The organism is Zobellella aerophila (assembly GCF_039539325.1).
In the GTDB taxonomy this organism is placed as follows: Bacteria; Pseudomonadota; Gammaproteobacteria; order Enterobacterales; family Aeromonadaceae; genus Oceanimonas; species Oceanimonas aerophila.
In genome coordinates, this window is sequence record NZ_BAABCX010000002.1 from 337,763 (window position 1) to 355,073 (window position 17,311).

A 17,311-nucleotide genomic window follows, 5' to 3' on the forward strand; every position below is an offset into this window, starting at 1 on the left:
TTATGCCGCCCGGGCAGGCGCATCCAGGCCCGGGCAGAACAGATCCGTGGCCGGGCTATCAGTATTTTTTCACCAGGGGCAGCAACACGAAGGAGCCGAGGACCGCCACGAACACCAGGAACAACAGGCCGAGGTTGAAGTCGCCGGTCTGGGTCACTATGTAGCCCATGACCACGGGGGCAGCCGCACCGGCGAAGTTGCCGAAGCCGTTGAAGATGCCCCCGGCGGTGGCGCTGACGCTCGCCGGGGTGATCCTGGCCAACAAGGCGAACACCGAAGACACCCCGAAGCCCCAGCTCATGGCGCTGACCGACATGGCCGCGATGGCCAGCACCGCATCCTCTATCTTGAGCACCAGGTACATGCTGAGCCCGGCGATCAAGAGCCCGCCGAACACCTGGGCGGCCCGCTTGCCGGTCTTATCCGACAGGAAGGCACCGGCGACTTCGCCCACCAGCATGGCGATAAAAGGCAGGGAAGAGAGGGTACCGAATTCCTTGAGGTTGACGCCCTTGGCTTCGATCAGATAGCTCGGCAGCCAGCCGTTCAGCCCCCACAGGTAGGTAAGCAGGGCGGTGTTGAACAGGCACACGGCCCAGAATGCCGGGGTCTTGAACAGCAGCTGGCTGTTACGCATATGCTGTTGCCAGGTCACCCGCTTGCGGTTGCCGGCCAGTTTGGCATCGGCCTTGAGCTTGACGCCCTTCAGGCCCCAGAACACCACGGCCAGGGTGACCAGGGTCAGGGATGCCATCACGAAGAAGGTCATCTGCCAGCCATGGGCACCCAGCACAAAAGAAGTGATGGGGAAACCCAGGGCGGCACCTATGGGCGTGCCCAGCAGGAACATGGTACTGGCCCTGGCCTGCTGGCCGCTGCTGTAGCATTGCTTGACGATGCTGTAGGCCAGCGCGAACAGCGGGCCCTCGGCAATGCCCAGCAACACCCGCAGGAACAGCAGCTGTTCATAGCTGGTGGCCAGCCCCATCAGCGCCATCAGCACGCCCCAGGCGCCGACGCAGATCAGCAGGCAGGTTCTGGGGTTGATGAGGTCACCGACAAAACTCAGGAAGATGGAGGAAAACCCGTAGGCCAGCAGGAAGCTGGTCATCAGCCAGCCCAGCTTGGTCTTATCGGTGCCTATGCCCATCACGTCCTGGAATGCGGGATCCGAAAACAGCACGGCGATGCTGATCTTGTCGAAAAATGCCAATACCACGCAGACCATCAGCACGACGGAGATCGACCATTGCTTGATGGCGCTCGATTGCACCGGCATCTCGGAGTTCTCGATAGTTTCTTTCACTGTTTCCATACTTATATACCCTTTATTTCCTTTAAGGTTTCAATGTCATTAAATTGACCGTCGGATCGGCGAGTTGATCGGCGGGCAATACGGTGCCGGCTTTCAGCCAGCGCTTGCCGAGCTTGACCAGTTTGGCGTCGTTGACCGCAATCATCGACTCCAGCCGGCCGTCATTGTCGAGATAAATAAAAGAGAACTGGTTATCCCCGCTCTGGCGCAACACCAGACGGCTGTCGGTGGTGGCCGGCGTGCCCAGGATCTGGATATTGCGGTCGTATTGATCGGACCAGATCCAGGGATCGTCCTGATAGGGGCTGTCCTGGCCCAGCATGGCCTTGGCCGCCGAAATGGCCTGGTTCTGGGCATTGGCCCAGGACTGGATGCAAAACCCCAGTTTGGGGTGAATGGCCACGTCACCGGCGGCATAGATATCCGGATCTGAGGTCTGCCCCTGGTCATCGACGATAAGCCCCTGCCCCGTTGCCAGGCCGGCATCCCGGCCCAACTCGGCGGCGATGTCGGCACCGGCGCCGACCACCACCGCATCCACCTCGGCCAGCACCTGCCCCGCCCGGCACAGGTTGAGGGTGCCGGTATCGGTGGCCACCAGCTCGATGAGGCCACAATCCAGCCGGACCTCGACGCCCTGATGCTGATGCAGCTCGCACAGGAAGTCAGATACCTCGGGGCGTACGCTGCGGGCACAGAGCCGCTCGCCCAGCTCAAACAGGCTGACCTCAACCCCTTTCTTGCGGGCCGTGGCCGCCACTTCCAAACCGATCCAGCCGCCACCCAAAATGGCCAGCCGCTTGCCCGCTTGCAGCCGGGCACCCAGCCGATGGGCATCGTCCAGGGTGCGCACCGTAAACACATTGGGCAGGCTCTGCCATTCCTGCACCGGCACCCGGGCCCGGCTACCGGTGGCGATCAGCAGCTTGTCGTAGGCCAGCACGGTGCCGCTATCCAGGGTCACGCTATGTTCCCTGGGATCGATGGCCGTGGCGCGTGCCGGCTTGTGCCAGTCGATATTCATGGCGGCAATGGACTCGTCTGAGAAGAGCTGCAACGCCTTGGGCGCCATCTCACCGGCCAGCACCTGCTTGGACAGGGGCGGACGCTCGTAGAAAACGCTGTGTTCGTCGGAAACCACCGTCAGCACCCCGGTAAATCCCTGCTCGCGCAGGGTGTGGGCCGCCCAGGCACCGGCTTGGCCGGCGCCTATGATCACGATGCGGGAAATCGGCTGGTTCATGGTTCAGTCCCCCTGCTTGAGCTGACGTCGGGTATGGCCGTCCAGGCCCCCTTCCACCGCCCACTCGGTAAACAGCTCGAGCTTGTGCTCCATGGTTCTGGGCTGCCAGGCGGAGGTCAGGTAGTCGTCATTGGTGTAGTACTCGAAGGCACCACCCAGGGGACTGTTCACATACCAGAAATAGGCGGAAGAAATGGGGTGGCGGCCCGGACCGAGGAAGGTGGACCAGCCCTTGCGGTTCATCGCCATGCCGGCGCCGATCACCTCATGGATATCCCGCACCGTAAAGGCGACGTGATTCAGCCCGGCCGGCTTGCCCGGCACGTGCAGCAGGAAGATGTCATGATGATGGCCTTCGGCGGCACAGCGCATAAAGGCGCCCTTGCCCTCGTAGCAATCGGACAGGTGGAAACCCAGCCGGTCGCGATAGAAGGCTTGGGTGGCGGCCAGATCCGGGGTGAAGAACACCACATGGCCGACGCCGATCGGCTCGCCCCGCTCATAGACGGGGCTGGCTTCATCCACCCGGCGGATATCGCCGTGCTGGTTGATGGGCGCCACCTTCAGCTCCACCGGTTGCACCCGGCTTAACCGGAAGGTCAGGCTCATGCCGTTGGTGTCGCGGCAGCCCAGGCTGTCGGCCGCGCGGACGAAGCCTGCGCAGCCGGACAGACGGTCGGCCAGGATATCGAGATCGGCGGCATCACTCAGACCCCAGACCACTTCACGCAGGGTCGAGCCCGGCTCGAACGCCGCCGGCAGGCGGGCGTCGTCCGCATCAAACAGATAGATGCGGCTCTGATTCAGGGTGCTGTAGAGATCGGCGCCGTCAATGTCGCTCGGGACTTGGGTCAGACCGAAGTCGGCCAGGAAATCGGCTGCTTTCTGTCTGTCCTCTACCCCGAATTTCAGGGCTTCAATTCCGGTAATCTTCATGTTCACACTCTCTTTATGATGGACTCGTCAGTACGCCTGCGACCGGGGTAAGGGCTTAGTTGAAAACGAAGCCGCCATTCACCGGCAGGGTCTGTCCGGTCACGAAGGAGGACAGATCCGACAGCAGATAGAGCACGGCACCGTTGACATCTTCGGGCAACTGGGGCCGGGACAGGGCGCGACCGTCGACATACTGGTCGTGGCGGGCCCTGGGCACGTATTCGGTGGCTTCCACCAGGGTCAGTCCCGGGCAGATGACATTGACGCAGATATTGAACTCACCCAGCTCCCGGGCCATAGAGCGGGTCATGGAGATCACTGCGCCCTTGCTCGCCACATAGGCCATCAGCTTGGGCGCGCCCCACAGCGCGGTGTCGGAGGCGATATTGACTATCTTGCCCGCCGCCGAGCCTTTCAGGTAAGGCACCGCCGCCCGGGAGATCAGCCAGGTGCCGCGCACATTGACGGTCATCACCCGGTCCCAGACCTCGATATCCAGCTCGGTCATGTCGACGCCGCCGATCCCGGTGGCGATGGCGCCGCAGTTGACCAGGCCATCCAGTCCGCCCAGCCAGTCGGCCGCCTGTTTGACGCAGGCGTCGATGGATTCGGGATTGGCGAGATCCAGGCCCAGGCCCAGGGCCCGGTAGCCTTCGGCGGCCAGCTTTTCGGCCTCTTGCCGCACCTGCTCGGCAAGAATATCGGCCATCACCACCTCGGCGCCGGCCAAGCAGGCCGCCCGGGCGAAGTCACGGCCCAGGCCGCGGGCCCCGCCGGTTATCAGCAGCTTCTTGCCTTGCAGTAACTCATGCATGGGTCTCGGCCTCTTTCTCCGCCAGCTCGGCCAGGCGCGCCAGCTGTTGTTCGGCGGTTTTCTTCATCAGCCGGCGCAGGCGCGACAGGCCCACATCATGCTGATAGAGGAATTCATGCTGGCGGGCGTCGGGCGCCATCTGCTCAAGGATGATGCGATCCTGCTCCAGTACATCCCAGTGCAGCTTTTCCAGGTGGGTACGGTACATAAAGCGCCATGCCTGCCGCTGCCAGCCGCTCACCTTGCGCGCCCTCCAGAAGAACACCCGGGTGTGATGCTCGTCCACCGGGGTGGCGAAACCGACAATCCAGAACTCACCACCCGGACCGAACTGCTTGCGGTAAGGAATCGACAGGCGCAGCCAGTCGGTGCCGCTGCTGCCATATTCGACCCAGTCGAAATTGACGCCGGTCTGGCCGACTTTTTCGAAGATAAAGCCGTGCTCGGTATTGCGCGCGCGCATGTCGGCGCTGCGATCCCCTTCGGCCATGGAATGGGAAGTACCATGCAGGTAGCTGCCGTGCATGGGATCCATAACGTTGTCGACCGCATAGCGGTAGTTCACCGCCCAATCGGCCTGACACAGGAAGCTGCTCCACTCCTCGCTTTCCAGCTGCTCGGGCAGCACCAGCTCGGCCGGGGCCGCGTCCGCATCCAGGCCAAACCAGAGGAAGATGGCGTCATGTTTTTCAATCACCGGGTAGGAGCGCAGACACTTGCTGCCGGTCATGGGGCAGGCACTGACCGCGGGTACATCGGCGACCACGCCGTCACCCTTGACTTCCACCCCGTGATACCAGCAGGCCACCCGATCGCCCAGGTTCCAGCCCAGAGACAGCCGTGCGCCCCGGTGCGGGCAGCGGTCTTCCAGGGCATGGACCTGGCCTTCGGCGTCGCGCCACAGCACTATGTTTTCACCCAGCCGGGTAATGCCGACCGGGCTGTTGCCCACTTCCCAACTGGCCACCACCGGATACCAGCGATCCCGCAAGCCAAGGTCCAGATGACGTTCTACTGCAAGCTCTTGATTCATAAATATCTATTCCTATTCCACCAGCCGGGCACTCAGTAGCCGAGTCGCGCCATTTCGTCCTGAAAATTCGAGGTGGTCCACACCTCACCCGCTTCATTTCTCAGCCCCTGGCCGTTCAGGGCCGACACCAGCTCTTCCAGCTCATAGGCGCCGGCGGCAAATGCCTGCTCCAGGTGTGCAACCAGGTCCTGCTCGTAGCGGGTCGGTTCCCGGTAGCGGTTTTGCCAAATCACATTTTCGGTCTTGCCCGGGATCTGGATGTTGTTGATGCCGGCTTCTTTGGCGGGCTCGTTTTTCAGCCAGGCCGCCAGTTTGGGATTGAAGTTTTCCATGGTGCTGTTCCTTGTCATGCCATGTTCAACAGTACGTCGTCGCCTTCGACCCGTACTTCATAGATGTGGAGGTCACGACAGCCTGGGCCACTTTGCAGCTTGCCGGTGGGGATATCGAAGATGGCTTCGTGCAGCGGACACTCGACGGTGCGGCCCTCGATAAAGCCCTCGGTAAGCAGGGCATAGGCATGAGGACAGATGTCCTCGATGGCATGAAGGCGGTCATCCACCTTGAACACGCCGATCTCTTTGCCGTCGATTTTGACGGACAGCGGGCTCTCATCAGAGATATCACCCAACTTGCAAATGGAAACCCAGTTCATGGCGGTCTCACTCCTTGTTTCATATACAAAACACTATTTCGCAACTGAAACCAAGATTAAATCTTGTGCAGGGGTCTTGTCAACTCCGTGTTTTTTTATTGTTAAAGCTTTTTGTCAGCCAAAGGACCCTGGTTATAACGGGAGGCTCTTACGGGATGACTGAGGCAAAAAAAACGCCGTGCCCTAGGGGCACGGCGTTATGGGATTAGCGGAGGCTAACGTCAGAATTGGGGGTTATTGATGCTCAGGGTACGGGACAATACCTGGGAGGCAGTCACTACCGCATCCTTGATACGGCCTTCAAATTCGTCGCGGGGAAAGGCTCCTACGGGGCAACTGACCGACACTGAGGCGATCATGGCATTGTCACTCAGGCGATAGATGGGCGAGGCGCAGGCGGCCATGCCGGGATTGAAGTAGCCCCAGCTGATCAGGGCGGGCAGGCCACGCACCTGATGGATGCGGGCGATAAGCTGTTCCATGCTGCCCGGCGTGCCTTCGGTGAAGGTTTCCCACTGGTAATCCCGATACAGCTCGCGGATCGCCTCGTCGGTCAGATCCGACAGCAGCTGCTGGCCGGTGACGGTGGCATGGGCCGGCCAGCGGGTGCCTATCCCCACTGTGCTGGTAAAGGGACCGGTCGCCTGGCAGCGATCGACGAAAACGATATCCCGCCCCTGGCGGATCACCAGATGGCAGGCCAGGCTGGTGTCGTCCCGCAAGCGGGCCAGCACCGGCCGGGAAGGCTCCAGCAGGTCCAGGCTGGACAGATAGGTAAAACCCAGGTCCAGCACCTTGGAGTCCAGGGCATAACGCCGGGAGTCTCCGGATTTATGCAGGTAGCCGCAATGTTCCAGGGTATAGGCGATACGAAAGGCGCTGGAGCGATTCGATCCTATGATGTCGGCCAGCTCGGAAACAGACAGTTCCTTCTTTTCATTGCTAAATGCCTGCAGTGCTGCCAGCCCCCTGACCAGACCAGGCACTATATATCTGTCGTCGGTTTCCATACTCCACCCATGCCGTCATATTTATGTTGAACTACAAATACAAATTTCAGCACGGTGCTCCCCACCCGTCAAACGGTTAATGCGCCGACGGTTTGACATATATCAACCCGAGAAACCTTTGCCCGCCGGTGCATGACCCTGTGTTTTCCTGCCGATATGCGCCGGCGCACCGCTCGGCATTCTGTAGCCGCAACTGAATACAAACCAGGGTATCGATCCAAAACAATTTCCACCTAAAAAATCTCCACGCAAAAGCAAGTGGATTAGCGGAAATCTTGGCTAAAATTGTGATCTGGATTGAATTAATTTTTACAAATCCAGAAACAAAAATGTTATCAATATGATTTATCAATGTAGCTAAACTTTACTGATAAATTGATACAAAAACCATTATGGATTTCACCAACTCACAAGGAAAGACTCATGATTAAGCTGAAGAGCCCCCTGCTGCTGGCGAGCCTGTTTGCACTGGCGCCCCTGTCCCAGGCCTATGCCGCCGACGAGCAGAAAATAGCCGTGCTGATCCCGGGCAAGCACAACGACAATGGTTTTATGGAGGCGGCCTACCGGGGTTATGAGAAGATCAAGGCGGAGCTGCCCGTTGAAGCCAGCTATGTATCCAATATTTCTGCCACATCGGATCCCGTGCTGCTGACCGAAGCCATGCGCAAGCTGGCCCAGGATGGCCCCGACATGATCATCGCCCACGGCGGCCAGTGTAACGGCCCGGCCGAGATCGTCAGCAAGGAATTCCCCGACATCAAGTTTGTGGTGATCCAAGGCCATGTGCAGGGCCCCAACCTGTCCAGCTATGTGGTGCGCCAGGAAGATTCCGCCTGGCTGGCCGGCGCCCTGGCCGGACTGACCACCCAGAGCGATGTGGTCGGCCATATCTCCGGCGCCTGGCCCAAGCCCGGCCTGATGGGCCGTGCCGCCTTCTACGACGGCCTCAAGCATGTCAACCCCGATGCCAAGTTCCTGACCTGGTTTACCGGCGATCTGGATAACACCGCCATCAACGGCCAGGCCGCCGCCGCCGAAATCGCCAACGGCGCCGATGTGATCTACACCATGCTCAATGCCGGCCGCCAGGGGGTGATCGACGAGATCAAGTCCCACGACGGCAAGGTACGCCATATCGGTAACGTCTCCGACTGGACCCAGGTCGACCCGACCTTCGTCGGCTCGGCGGTGGCCGATGCCAGCGTCGCCATCCTCAACGCCGCCCGGGATCTGACCACCGGCGACTGGCAGCCCAACCAAATCCAGGAGATCGGCCTGGGCAAGGGTGACGTGGTAAAACTGACGCTGGCCGACGACGTGTCGCCGGAAGTGAAACAGAAACTGGATGAGCTGGCCGCCAAGATCATCAGCGGCGAAATCACTATATCCACCAGCTACGACGGCCAGGAGTTCAATCCGGCCAGCGGCGAATTCGTCGATCAGTCTTTCAAAGAAAGCCTGAAGGCCAAGTCCTGATAACCACAAGTTAGCTTGCTGCATAAAGAGACAGCAGGGTTGCCTCCCCCGACCGTCACATGACAGGGATGTCATGTGACGGTCGGGGGAGGCAATTCCTGCTATCTCATTTTAATCTCCGAGTCGTCTGCTGACGACAACAGGAAACGGCGGAGCAGGCCCTTTGTCCGACTTACATGAACATCCAAAGTGCAGCACCTTCGCGAAATTCCCGCTTTCTCCTTCCCCTGGCACTGGCTTTCCCTGCCAAGCCAAGTACCATATACCGCCATAGCTGTTCGGTTGGCGCAGACTTAGGGCGAGCCCCTATTCAAGCCCGCCAAACGACCTATTAACTTGCTGAATTGTCAGGATAAATAGAAATGGCTCAATTTGTTTACAGCATGAATCGCGTGGGCAAGGTAGTTCCGCCCAAACGTCATATTCTGAAGAATATCTCCCTGTCGTTTTTCCCGGGCGCCAAGATCGGCGTACTGGGCCTGAACGGTGCCGGTAAGTCCACCTTGCTGCGCATCATGGCCGGCATCGACACCGAGATCGAAGGTGAAGCCCGCCCCCAGCCCGGTATCAACATCGGCTACCTGCCCCAGGAGCCCAGGCTGAAGCCGGAGCAAACCGTACGCGAAGCCGTTGAAGAAGCGGTGGCCGAAGTGGCCGGCGCGCTGAAAGAGCTGGACGATGTCTATACCGCCTACGCGGATCCGGACGCCGACTTCGACAAGCTGGCCAAGCGCCAGGGCGAGCTGGAAGCCATCATCCAGGCCCACGACGGCCACAACCTGGACAACCAGCTGGAGCGGGCCGCCGACGCCCTGCGCCTTCCGCCCTGGGATGCCAAGATCGACAAGCTGTCCGGTGGTGAGCGCCGCCGGGTGGCGATGTGCCAGCTGCTGCTGGAAAAACCGGACATGCTGCTGCTGGACGAACCCACCAACCATCTGGACGCCGAGTCGGTGGCCTGGCTGGAGCGCTTCCTGCACGACTACGAAGGCACCGTGGTGGCCATCACCCACGACCGTTACTTCCTCGACAACGTGGCCGGCTGGATCCTGGAGCTGGACCGGGGCGAAGGCATCCCCTGGGAAGGCAACTACTCTTCCTGGCTGGAGCAGAAAGACGCCCGCCTGTCCCAAGAGCAGTCTTCCGAGGCCGCCCGCCAGAAGTCCATTCAGAAGGAACTGGAGTGGGTGCGTCAGAACCCGAAAGGTCGTCAGGCCAAGTCCAAGGCCCGTATGGCGCGCTTCGAAGAGCTGCAAAACCAGGACTTCCAAAAGCGCAACGAGACCAACGAGCTGTTCATCCCGCCCGGCCCGCGCCTGGGTGACAAGGTGATCGACGTTGAAAACCTGACCAAGTCCTACGGCGATCGGGTACTGATCGACGACCTGTCGTTCAGCATTCCCAAGGGCGCCATCGTCGGCATCATCGGCCCCAACGGCGCCGGTAAGTCGACCCTGTTCCGCATGCTCACCGATGCCGAGCAGCCGGACAGCGGCTCCATCACCCTGGGTGATACGGTGCAGCTGGCCTCGGTGGAGCAGTTCCGCGACAGCATGGACGACAAGAAGACGGTGTGGGAAGAAGTGTCCGGCGGCCTGGACATGATGCGCATCGGCAACCTGGAGATCCCCAGCCGCGCCTACCTGGGCAGGTTCAACTTCAAGGGCGTCGATCAGCAGAAACGGGTCGGCGAGCTGTCCGGCGGTGAGCGTGGCCGCCTGCATATGGCCAAGCTGCTGCAGACCGGCGGCAACGTGCTGCTGCTGGATGAACCGACCAACGATCTGGACGTGGAAACCCTGCGCGCCCTGGAAAACGCTCTGCTGGAATTCCCCGGCTGCGCCATGGTGATCTCGCACGATCGCTGGTTCCTCGACCGCATCGCCACCCATATCCTGGACTACAAGGACGAGGGCAAGGTGGAATTCTTCGAAGGCAACTTCACCGAATATGAAGAATGGAAGAAGAAAACCTACGGCGCCGAGGCCATCCAGCCCCACCGCATCAAGTACAAGCGCATCGCCAAATAACACCACCGATACCGTTTTTATTCAAAGCCCGCATCACGCGGGCTTTTTTATTTTTCACTTATCAATAGAAAAACTATCCATTTGAATAGTTCTTATCAAATCCATCAATATTATATTTACTCGTACACCTAGGATATCAATAATGAGACCAGTCATTTCCAACTTATTAGCACCAATGACTATTAAATAAGAGTTCACTATGAAAACAAAGCTGCACTTTACCCTAGTTCTCACTACCGCGATCTTGGTTGGGTGTGCCGGATATGGGACCACCCAGAGTGGCTTAGCTAATAAAATAAGAGTCGAGTCACTCAAGGAAAAGAGCGCACTTCAAGATTACACTGATGGAAAATATGATATGGCAATTACAAAATGGAAAGAAATTGCCGAGAATTTAAATAATGAAGCCACATCACAAAAAAACAGCTACTTCACAGATATAAGATACTTAGACAAGGCAAGGATTCTTTCTAACATAGCTTGGTCCCACTTAACAAACAATAACATTGAAATAGCCAGACTATATTATGAAGACGCTTTCAATACGTTGTATGATGGCGAGCACAGCCACAAGATGATCCTTCACAATAGCAAGATTAATGAAATATCCAACATGACAACAATGAAAGCAATATCAGAAATTAATATGCAACTAGCTAGTGATAACATATCTAAACATATCAGTAGCGTTGCATATAATTATTCCAGCCAAGAGCTAAACGATAAAAAATTTCTCCAGCCTGTCACCCCCCCTAAATTCTTTGACGACATTGAAGACCGGACCTCTGATGGAATACGGCTTAATGTATTACCATCAATCCCCCCTCTTTTAAATATCGGAAAGCTTGATACTGGCGGAGGTCGCTGTACTGCCTCTCTTATAGGGTACCGAATAGCTCTAACCAATTCTCACTGTGTAACTAGTGGCGAAGAAAAACGTGGAAAAATCTGGATATTAAAAGACTTTTCAAAGATGCGCCTGAACTTTGAAAGTGTTGAGATACCAGATTCAGTTAAGGTAGTCAATGTTATATACAGTCAGAAAAACAAACGTAGAGGTGGATGGTTGTACAAAGATTACTCTCAGGATTGGGCGTTTTTAGTTTTAGAGAGACACCCAATTAAACGTGGACACTTGGGTATAACCTCTAAGATTTCAGATTTAAAGAATAACAAATTTTTCTTGGCTGGCTATTCAGCGGATCAAAGTGACGGGCGACTTTTGTCTCTCCACTGGGGATGTTCACTACTACGAACCCACACAAAAAACAGAATTTACGATACTAATTGCCGCTCCAATCCAGGAGCATCTGGATCTCCCCTACTCCTTATTAACGGTAATAACAAACACGTATACATTGCTGGCTTGCATGCTTTTGGCAAACACAGTACTCCAGGCACTGCTGGTGGATTGACAACCGTTAATTTCGACAAAGAGTATCTTGAACTGGTTAAAAAAATTTCACTCCCTGATTAAAATAACAGGAGCAAACATGTCTAAAATCCCATCAATTTCATTTTTTATATTCTTATTCATAACTTTATCAGGTAGTGCTTACCCACCAAACTTTGACACTCCTGAAACCATAAACCCAAACTGTCGATGGGCCGGAGTTTGGTCCTACAATGGCTTATCAGAAGGAGGCTTGATAAATAAGGATTACAACCTAAGCGGAATAATGAAAATCAGGGTATCAAAAAACAAGGGCACTGTAGAATCTGATGATTCATGGATGTCAGAAGATTGGGATTTTAACATAACTGGCAATACAGCAAAAGGTAGCAGCTCAAATGAAAATTATTCACTGGAAATGATTCAAGATGGCCGTAGGGTCCTTATACTAAGAAAATGGTTTTTCAATATTGAACATGCTTATTTTCTTGCAACTAAAATTAGTGGCGAAAGTTGCAGCGCTTAAAGAACCGAACCTAATGGTGCTTCACTTAGGCAATACCTCGTTACAAACAGCTGGTGAGGCCCAAGCTCAGCCTGCAAAACTACAATGGTTAGTACGTCGAAATATTGGTTAGCATAAAGGACATGAACAAAGTCATAAAATTCTGGTTACCTTTTCATCAACAGCTAAGTTAAGATGTCCAATCCCAGTAGGGACATACTATTCCGACTCTAATTAGCTCAACAACGCCACTTAAGGAGGAACATATGGAACGAGACAATAAATCTACCCTGTAACTATCAGACCTAAATACTATTTGCTTCTCTACCATCCAATGATTTCGAGATCAGACTTACAAAATAAAAGCATGGCAGCACTGTAATTATTTATACGAAAGGAGGGTAAATAATGAATCGTGCCATCATCATATTGATTGTTACCTTTTTCTCTAGCACAGTTAGCTCAAACTGTATATCCATGGAGAAAGTAGGTGACGGAAACAAAGTAATAATAACTAATAATTGTGGAGGAACTGCAAGAGTTCAAATATTTTGCAGCAATGGGAAAGCATCCACAAGAACAATATTTGCTTGTGAATCAGATTATTTTTGGCGAAGTGTTACATGCGGACAGCGCAACTCTGTATTCAACTATAACTGGAGCATTGCAAGAGGAGAGAATTTAATTTGTGTCAATCAAAATCATCGATAAAAAGTAAAACGTATTTACCTATACTTCAAACAAATACCGGAGTGGGCTGGCAACAGTCCAACGGTATTATGTTATTCAACTTCACTTTTCTGGTCCAGACCCAGATTAGAGACCCGCTCAAAAGATCTCATTGAAACCTAACCCATCCTCCCACATTGAAACCGGAATATCACAGCCGTTACTACTATCCCCAGCCAGCTTACAATGGTAGCGGTATCCTGCACTCCCTGAGTCCCATGCAAGCATTTCTCTCCCCCCCCCCCTCTGAGCCCCACCCTGCACCATGGTCTAAAATTATTCGTCAAGGATACAGATTAACCCCCTGCTGCGCCCCATGTGTGCAGCCTTATGTCGTAGTAGCCCATGGCCGACAACATCTTGCTGACACTGATAGACGCCATTTATGCCGCCGCGGCGGATCCCGCCCTGTGGCCGTCGGTCGCCAGCAAGATCCAGCGAGCCATTGGAGGGCACAGCGTCAACTTGGTGCTCGAAGATCTCGCCGATGCCAGAATCAACTGTGTTTACAGCAATGGAGTGTCAGCCGCGGAAGTGGAACGATACCAGAATGACATCATGGACAAGGATGAACTGGTTGGGTTGCTGAGCATCATGCCAGAAGGCAAAGCATTCACCAGCCAAGATTTCTTTGATGTGAAAACGCTGCATTCCCTCTATTGCTACGAAAATTTCTACGAAGATCTCGGCTATACCCACTTCAATGCCGGCCTGTTTTATCGCAACCACGAACGACGCTGCTGGATATCGGTCGCTCGCAGCGAGGCGGACGCGCTCTACACGGCAGATGACCGCCTGCTGATGCAGGCACTGCTGCCCCACCTGAAACGCGCCTTCCTGATTAATGTCCAACTGCTGGAGGCCCAGCTGACTTCAACCGTGGCACTGGACTCGCTTGAGCATATCGCTGCCGCCACGGCACTGCTCACCCGGCAAGGTCTGGTGGTACTCCACAACCACAGAGCCGAACCCTATCTCCATCAGGCAGGGCTCTTTACCAAGCACCCGAGCCTGCGCTTACCGGATGCGGCCGCCAGCAGACGTCTGCATAAATTGATCGACGCCCTTGGCCAGGACAAAACCCGCATACAAAATGGTGTGGTGCCCTTCGCGGAGAAGGGGGTGCGCAAGACAGCCCTGTGTTTTCCCTGGTGCAGCACCCGGGAACAGTTCGACTGGCTGGGCAATACCGCCTGCTGCATTGTCTTTATCCTTTCCCCCACCGCCAGCATTCCTCCGGCAGCACTGCTGCAACAGGTATTTGGGGTGAGCAACGCCGAAGTGAAAGTCTTGCAACAATTGATGGGGGGCCTGCCGGTTATCGACATTGCCAAGACGTTATTTATCAGTGAAGCCACCGTTCGCTTCCACATCCACAACCTGCTTCGCAAGACCCAGTGTCAGAACCAGACCGAGCTGCTCTCGAAGGTATTCCATACGGTCGCTATCATGGTGGAGTAATCGATACTGAATCCATCCGGGTACTTATCAATCACTGTTCCAAATGGTAGAGCATTACCGGCAGCGACTGGGTTCCGCTAAGCAGGCCCCCCGCGCCAGGGATGGCGCGGCGGAGCCCCCAGGGATGGGTCCACGGCGTGTCTGCGTGCGGGGCCCGGTCGATGTAGTACTATTAGAATCAGTTAATTATAAGTTGGCCGTGTAATTGATCACGACAACAAGTCGGCAAAGGAGCTCGGCATGAAAGTCATCTATTCCCTTGTGACCATGATCTTCATCTCGTTGAGCAACCCGGCTTTCGGTCAGCCCGAGTTAACCCAGGCCGAGCTGAATCAAGCGGCGGACCGGCACTACGCATCGGCCGACTTGATGCTGAACAAGGCTTACTCGCAGCTAATGGCGGAATTAAGTAATGATCGTCAAGACAAGTTGAAGAAAGCGCAGCGAGCCTGGATAGCCTTTCGTGACGCCCATGCCGAGCTGGTCGCCAGCGCTTACACCGGGGGCTCGCTCCAGCCGCTCATCCGTACCCAGGCGCTGATTGAACTCACCGAACATCGCACGGCCGAACTCACTAAAATGCACCTGACAGAAACGACGCCATAACAGGCACGAGCACAAGCCCGGGCCGCAGTATCTCTCTGACACCAACAAGAGAAATGACAACGAGCAATGAGGGCCGGATAGCTATCCGACCCCCAGGCATTAATTCCGGGCAGGAGAAATGTCAGTAATCGAAGCCGAGCTGGGCTTTCACGCCATTCTCGAATGCATGCTTTATCGGTTGCACCTCGCTCACCGTATCGGCCATCTCGATGATGGCCCGGTGGCAGGCCCTGCCCGTGATGATCACATGCTGCATAGGGGGGCGGTTCTTCAGGGCGTTCAGCACGCGCTCGACGTCGATGTAGTGGTAGCTGACCATGTAGGTCAGCTCATCGAGCAGGACGATATCTATGGTGTCGTCCTTGAGCAAGGCTTCTGCCGCCTCCCAGGCACTGAGTGCGGCCCGGGTATCTTTTTCCCTGTCCTGGGTTTCCCAGGTAAAGCCGGTCGCCATTACATGGAATTCCACGCCGACTTTTTCGAGTACGGTACGCTCACCACAGGGCCAGTTGCCCTTGATAAACTGCACCACCGCCGCTTTCTTGCCATGGCCTACGGCGCGGGTAATGTTGCCAAAACCGCCGGTGGATTTGCCCTTGCCGTTACCGGTCAATACCAGCAATACCCCTTTCTCAATTTGCGCCCGGGCAATCTTGGCATCGACAGCCTCTTTCACCTTCTGCTGCCGCGCCTTGTGCCGCTCGGCCTTGATCTCTTGTGTCGTTTTCCCTGTAGCGTCGGTTTTATCAGTCATCCTGGATCCAAATGTTCTAATGGGTTAGCGAGGGCATTTTACCCCTATAGTGTCTGGCCAACTCACTTTCTGCCAGCCTCACCAGATATAAAAACGAGCCTCGGCTATTGTGACAGAACCGCTTCAACACTGGATAATGATTAATGCTCTGCACACCAGGCATCCGTGCTCCGGCCTGATATCAGACTGGATAATAATATAGATACCCTATATCAAGCTGTAGAATAACCGCCCATTCAGTGGCATTCTGACCGTTTTGATAATAATAAAGAACGGGATCCTTATGGACACATATGCCGCCCTGGCCCGGCTGGAAGCGGCCGATACCTGGCACGGCTTTAAGCAGCTTTTGCCGCTCTCCTTGTTTGTGGCGGCCTTCGGGCTGGCCTTTGGTCTGGCCGCCACCCAGGAAGGGCTGAATGACGGCCCAATAGTGCTGATGAGCGCCCTGGTGTTTGCCGGTACTTCCCAGTTTGCCGCGCTCGAGCTGTGGGGCACCCAGGTGCCGCTGGTGCCCTTGGTGATCACCACCTTCGCCATCAATGCCCGCCACCTGCTGATGGGCGCCACCCTCTATCCCTGGCTGCGCCATCTGCCGCCGCGGCAGCGCTACGGCATCATGCTGTTTGCCTCCGACGCCAACTGGGCCATGGCCATGCAACGCTTCCACAAGGGCGAGCGAGCACTGGGGATACTGTTCGGCGGCGGCCTGGCCATCTGGTCGTTCTGGATACTGGGCACCTATCTGGGCATCTACTTCGGCAGCGCCATCGAAGACCCCTTCAGCATAGGGCTGGACATGCTACTGGGCTGCTTCCTGCTGGCCATGACCCTGGGCGGACGCAAAGATCTGCGCACCCTGGTGATCTGGTCGGTGGCCGCGCTGTCGGCCATGCTGGCTTACCGGTATCTACCCGCCAACAGCCACGTGGTGGTCGGCGCCCTGTCGGGCGGCATGCTCGGTGCCCTGTGGATGGAGAAAGAAAGCCAATGAATCTGGAAACCGCTGGTCTGGGCCCTTGGCTTATTATCGGCGTGATGGCGCTGGTCACCCTGGCCACCCGCTGGGGCGGGGTGTTCGTGATGGCTTTTATCCCCATCAACCACCGGGTACAGCAGTTTATCGGCGCCATGTCCGGCTCGGTGCTGGTGGCCATCCTCACCCCGATGGCGGTCAACGGCGACGGCGGCGCCCGGCTGGCCCTGCTGACCACGGCGCTGACCATGGTGGTCCTGAAAAAGCCGCTGCCGGCCATCGCCGCTGGTATCCTGGCGGCGGCCCTGTTCAGACAACTGGCTTAAGCTGGCCGTTCGAGCGCATCCCGAAGCCAAGTTCGGAATGCGCCTT

18 protein-coding genes are annotated in these 17,311 nt (G+C 56.2%); 9 read left to right on the top strand and 9 right to left on the bottom strand.

Annotation, left to right across the window (positions count from 1 at the left end):
* Positions 1-58: 58 nt before the first annotated feature.
* The 8 genes from ABD806_RS09230 to ABD806_RS09265 all read right to left on the bottom strand — a co-directional run bounded on the left by ABD806_RS09230 (position 59) and on the right by ABD806_RS09265 (position 7,006).
* Positions 59-1,315 (bottom strand): MFS transporter, encoded by a 1,257-nt coding sequence (locus ABD806_RS09230; RefSeq protein ID WP_344957150.1) that lies wholly within the window; start codon positions 1,313-1,315, stop codon positions 59-61.
* A 22-nt stretch (positions 1,316-1,337) separates the two neighbouring features.
* Positions 1,338-2,558, bottom strand: coding sequence for an NAD(P)/FAD-dependent oxidoreductase (locus ABD806_RS09235; protein ID WP_344957152.1), 1,221 nt, complete (start codon positions 2,556-2,558; stop codon positions 1,338-1,340).
* Between the two features lie 3 nt (positions 2,559-2,561).
* Positions 2,562-3,494, bottom strand: coding sequence for a VOC family protein (locus ABD806_RS09240; protein ID WP_344957154.1), 933 nt, complete (start codon positions 3,492-3,494; stop codon positions 2,562-2,564).
* A 55-nt stretch (positions 3,495-3,549) separates the two neighbouring features.
* Entirely contained in the window at positions 3,550-4,308 is a 759-nt protein-coding gene (locus tag ABD806_RS09245) for an SDR family oxidoreductase (protein WP_344957156.1), read from the bottom strand.
* Positions 4,301-5,341: a Rieske 2Fe-2S domain-containing protein gene (locus tag ABD806_RS09250; protein ID WP_344957158.1), complete on the bottom strand. Its 1,041-nt coding sequence runs from the start codon at positions 5,339-5,341 to the stop codon at positions 4,301-4,303. Before ABD806_RS09250 ends, ABD806_RS09245 begins: the two co-directional genes overlap by 8 nt.
* A 32-nt stretch (positions 5,342-5,373) precedes the next feature.
* Positions 5,374-5,673, bottom strand: coding sequence for a recombinase-like helix-turn-helix domain-containing protein (locus ABD806_RS09255; RefSeq protein WP_344957160.1), 300 nt, complete (start codon positions 5,671-5,673; stop codon positions 5,374-5,376).
* A 14-nt stretch (positions 5,674-5,687) separates the two neighbouring features.
* On the bottom strand, positions 5,688-5,996 hold the full coding sequence (locus tag ABD806_RS09260; RefSeq protein ID WP_344957162.1) for a non-heme iron oxygenase ferredoxin subunit: 309 nt from the start codon (positions 5,994-5,996) through the stop codon (positions 5,688-5,690).
* A 221-nt stretch (positions 5,997-6,217) separates the two neighbouring features.
* Positions 6,218-7,006 carry an IclR family transcriptional regulator gene (locus ABD806_RS09265; RefSeq protein ID WP_344957164.1) on the bottom strand — a complete coding sequence of 263 codons (789 nt, stop codon included), beginning with the start codon at positions 7,004-7,006 and terminating at the stop codon, positions 6,218-6,220.
* Positions 7,007-7,429: 423 nt separating this feature from the next.
* Between ABD806_RS09265 and ABD806_RS09270 the strand changes: the two genes are divergently transcribed.
* The 7 genes from ABD806_RS09270 (at position 7,430) to ABD806_RS09300 (ending at position 15,209) form a co-directional block, all read left to right on the top strand.
* On the top strand, positions 7,430-8,485 hold the full coding sequence (locus ABD806_RS09270; protein WP_344957167.1) for a BMP family protein: 1,056 nt from the start codon (positions 7,430-7,432) through the stop codon (positions 8,483-8,485).
* 362 nt (positions 8,486-8,847) lie between these two features.
* Complete coding sequence (ettA, locus tag ABD806_RS09275) at positions 8,848-10,515, top strand: energy-dependent translational throttle protein EttA (protein ID WP_344957171.1); 1,668 nt, start codon at positions 8,848-8,850, stop codon at positions 10,513-10,515.
* Positions 10,516-10,714: 199 nt separating this feature from the next.
* Positions 10,715-11,992, top strand: a complete 1,278-nt coding sequence (locus ABD806_RS09280; RefSeq protein ID WP_344957174.1) for a trypsin-like serine peptidase — start codon at positions 10,715-10,717, stop codon at positions 11,990-11,992.
* 16 nt (positions 11,993-12,008) lie between these two features.
* On the top strand, positions 12,009-12,434 hold the full coding sequence (locus ABD806_RS09285) for a hypothetical protein (RefSeq protein ID WP_344957177.1): 426 nt from the start codon (positions 12,009-12,011) through the stop codon (positions 12,432-12,434).
* Between the two features lie 387 nt (positions 12,435-12,821).
* On the top strand, positions 12,822-13,124 hold the full coding sequence (locus tag ABD806_RS09290) for a hypothetical protein (RefSeq protein WP_344957179.1): 303 nt from the start codon (positions 12,822-12,824) through the stop codon (positions 13,122-13,124).
* Positions 13,125-13,487: 363 nt separating this feature from the next.
* Positions 13,488-14,603: a helix-turn-helix transcriptional regulator gene (locus tag ABD806_RS09295; RefSeq protein ID WP_344957181.1), complete on the top strand. Its 1,116-nt coding sequence runs from the start codon at positions 13,488-13,490 to the stop codon at positions 14,601-14,603.
* 240 nt (positions 14,604-14,843) lie between these two features.
* The gene (locus tag ABD806_RS09300; protein ID WP_344957183.1) at positions 14,844-15,209 is read left to right on the top strand and encodes a lysozyme inhibitor LprI family protein; all 366 of its coding nucleotides are present in this window, start codon (positions 14,844-14,846) and stop codon (positions 15,207-15,209) included.
* Positions 15,210-15,330: 121 nt separating this feature from the next.
* On the opposite strand, the gene cobO is transcribed toward ABD806_RS09300, so the two are convergent.
* Positions 15,331-15,963 carry a cob(I)yrinic acid a,c-diamide adenosyltransferase gene (gene cobO, locus ABD806_RS09305; protein ID WP_344957185.1) on the bottom strand — a complete coding sequence of 211 codons (633 nt, stop codon included), beginning with the start codon at positions 15,961-15,963 and terminating at the stop codon, positions 15,331-15,333.
* Positions 15,964-16,246: 283 nt separating this feature from the next.
* On the opposite strand from cobO, the gene ABD806_RS09310 reads away from it, so the two are divergent.
* Positions 16,247-16,957 carry an AzlC family ABC transporter permease gene (locus ABD806_RS09310; protein WP_344957187.1) on the top strand — a complete coding sequence of 237 codons (711 nt, stop codon included), beginning with the start codon at positions 16,247-16,249 and terminating at the stop codon, positions 16,955-16,957.
* Positions 16,954-17,265, top strand: coding sequence for an AzlD family protein (locus tag ABD806_RS09315; protein ID WP_344957189.1), 312 nt, complete (start codon positions 16,954-16,956; stop codon positions 17,263-17,265). Before ABD806_RS09310 ends, ABD806_RS09315 begins: the two co-directional genes overlap by 4 nt.
* Positions 17,266-17,311 lie beyond the last annotated feature (46 nt).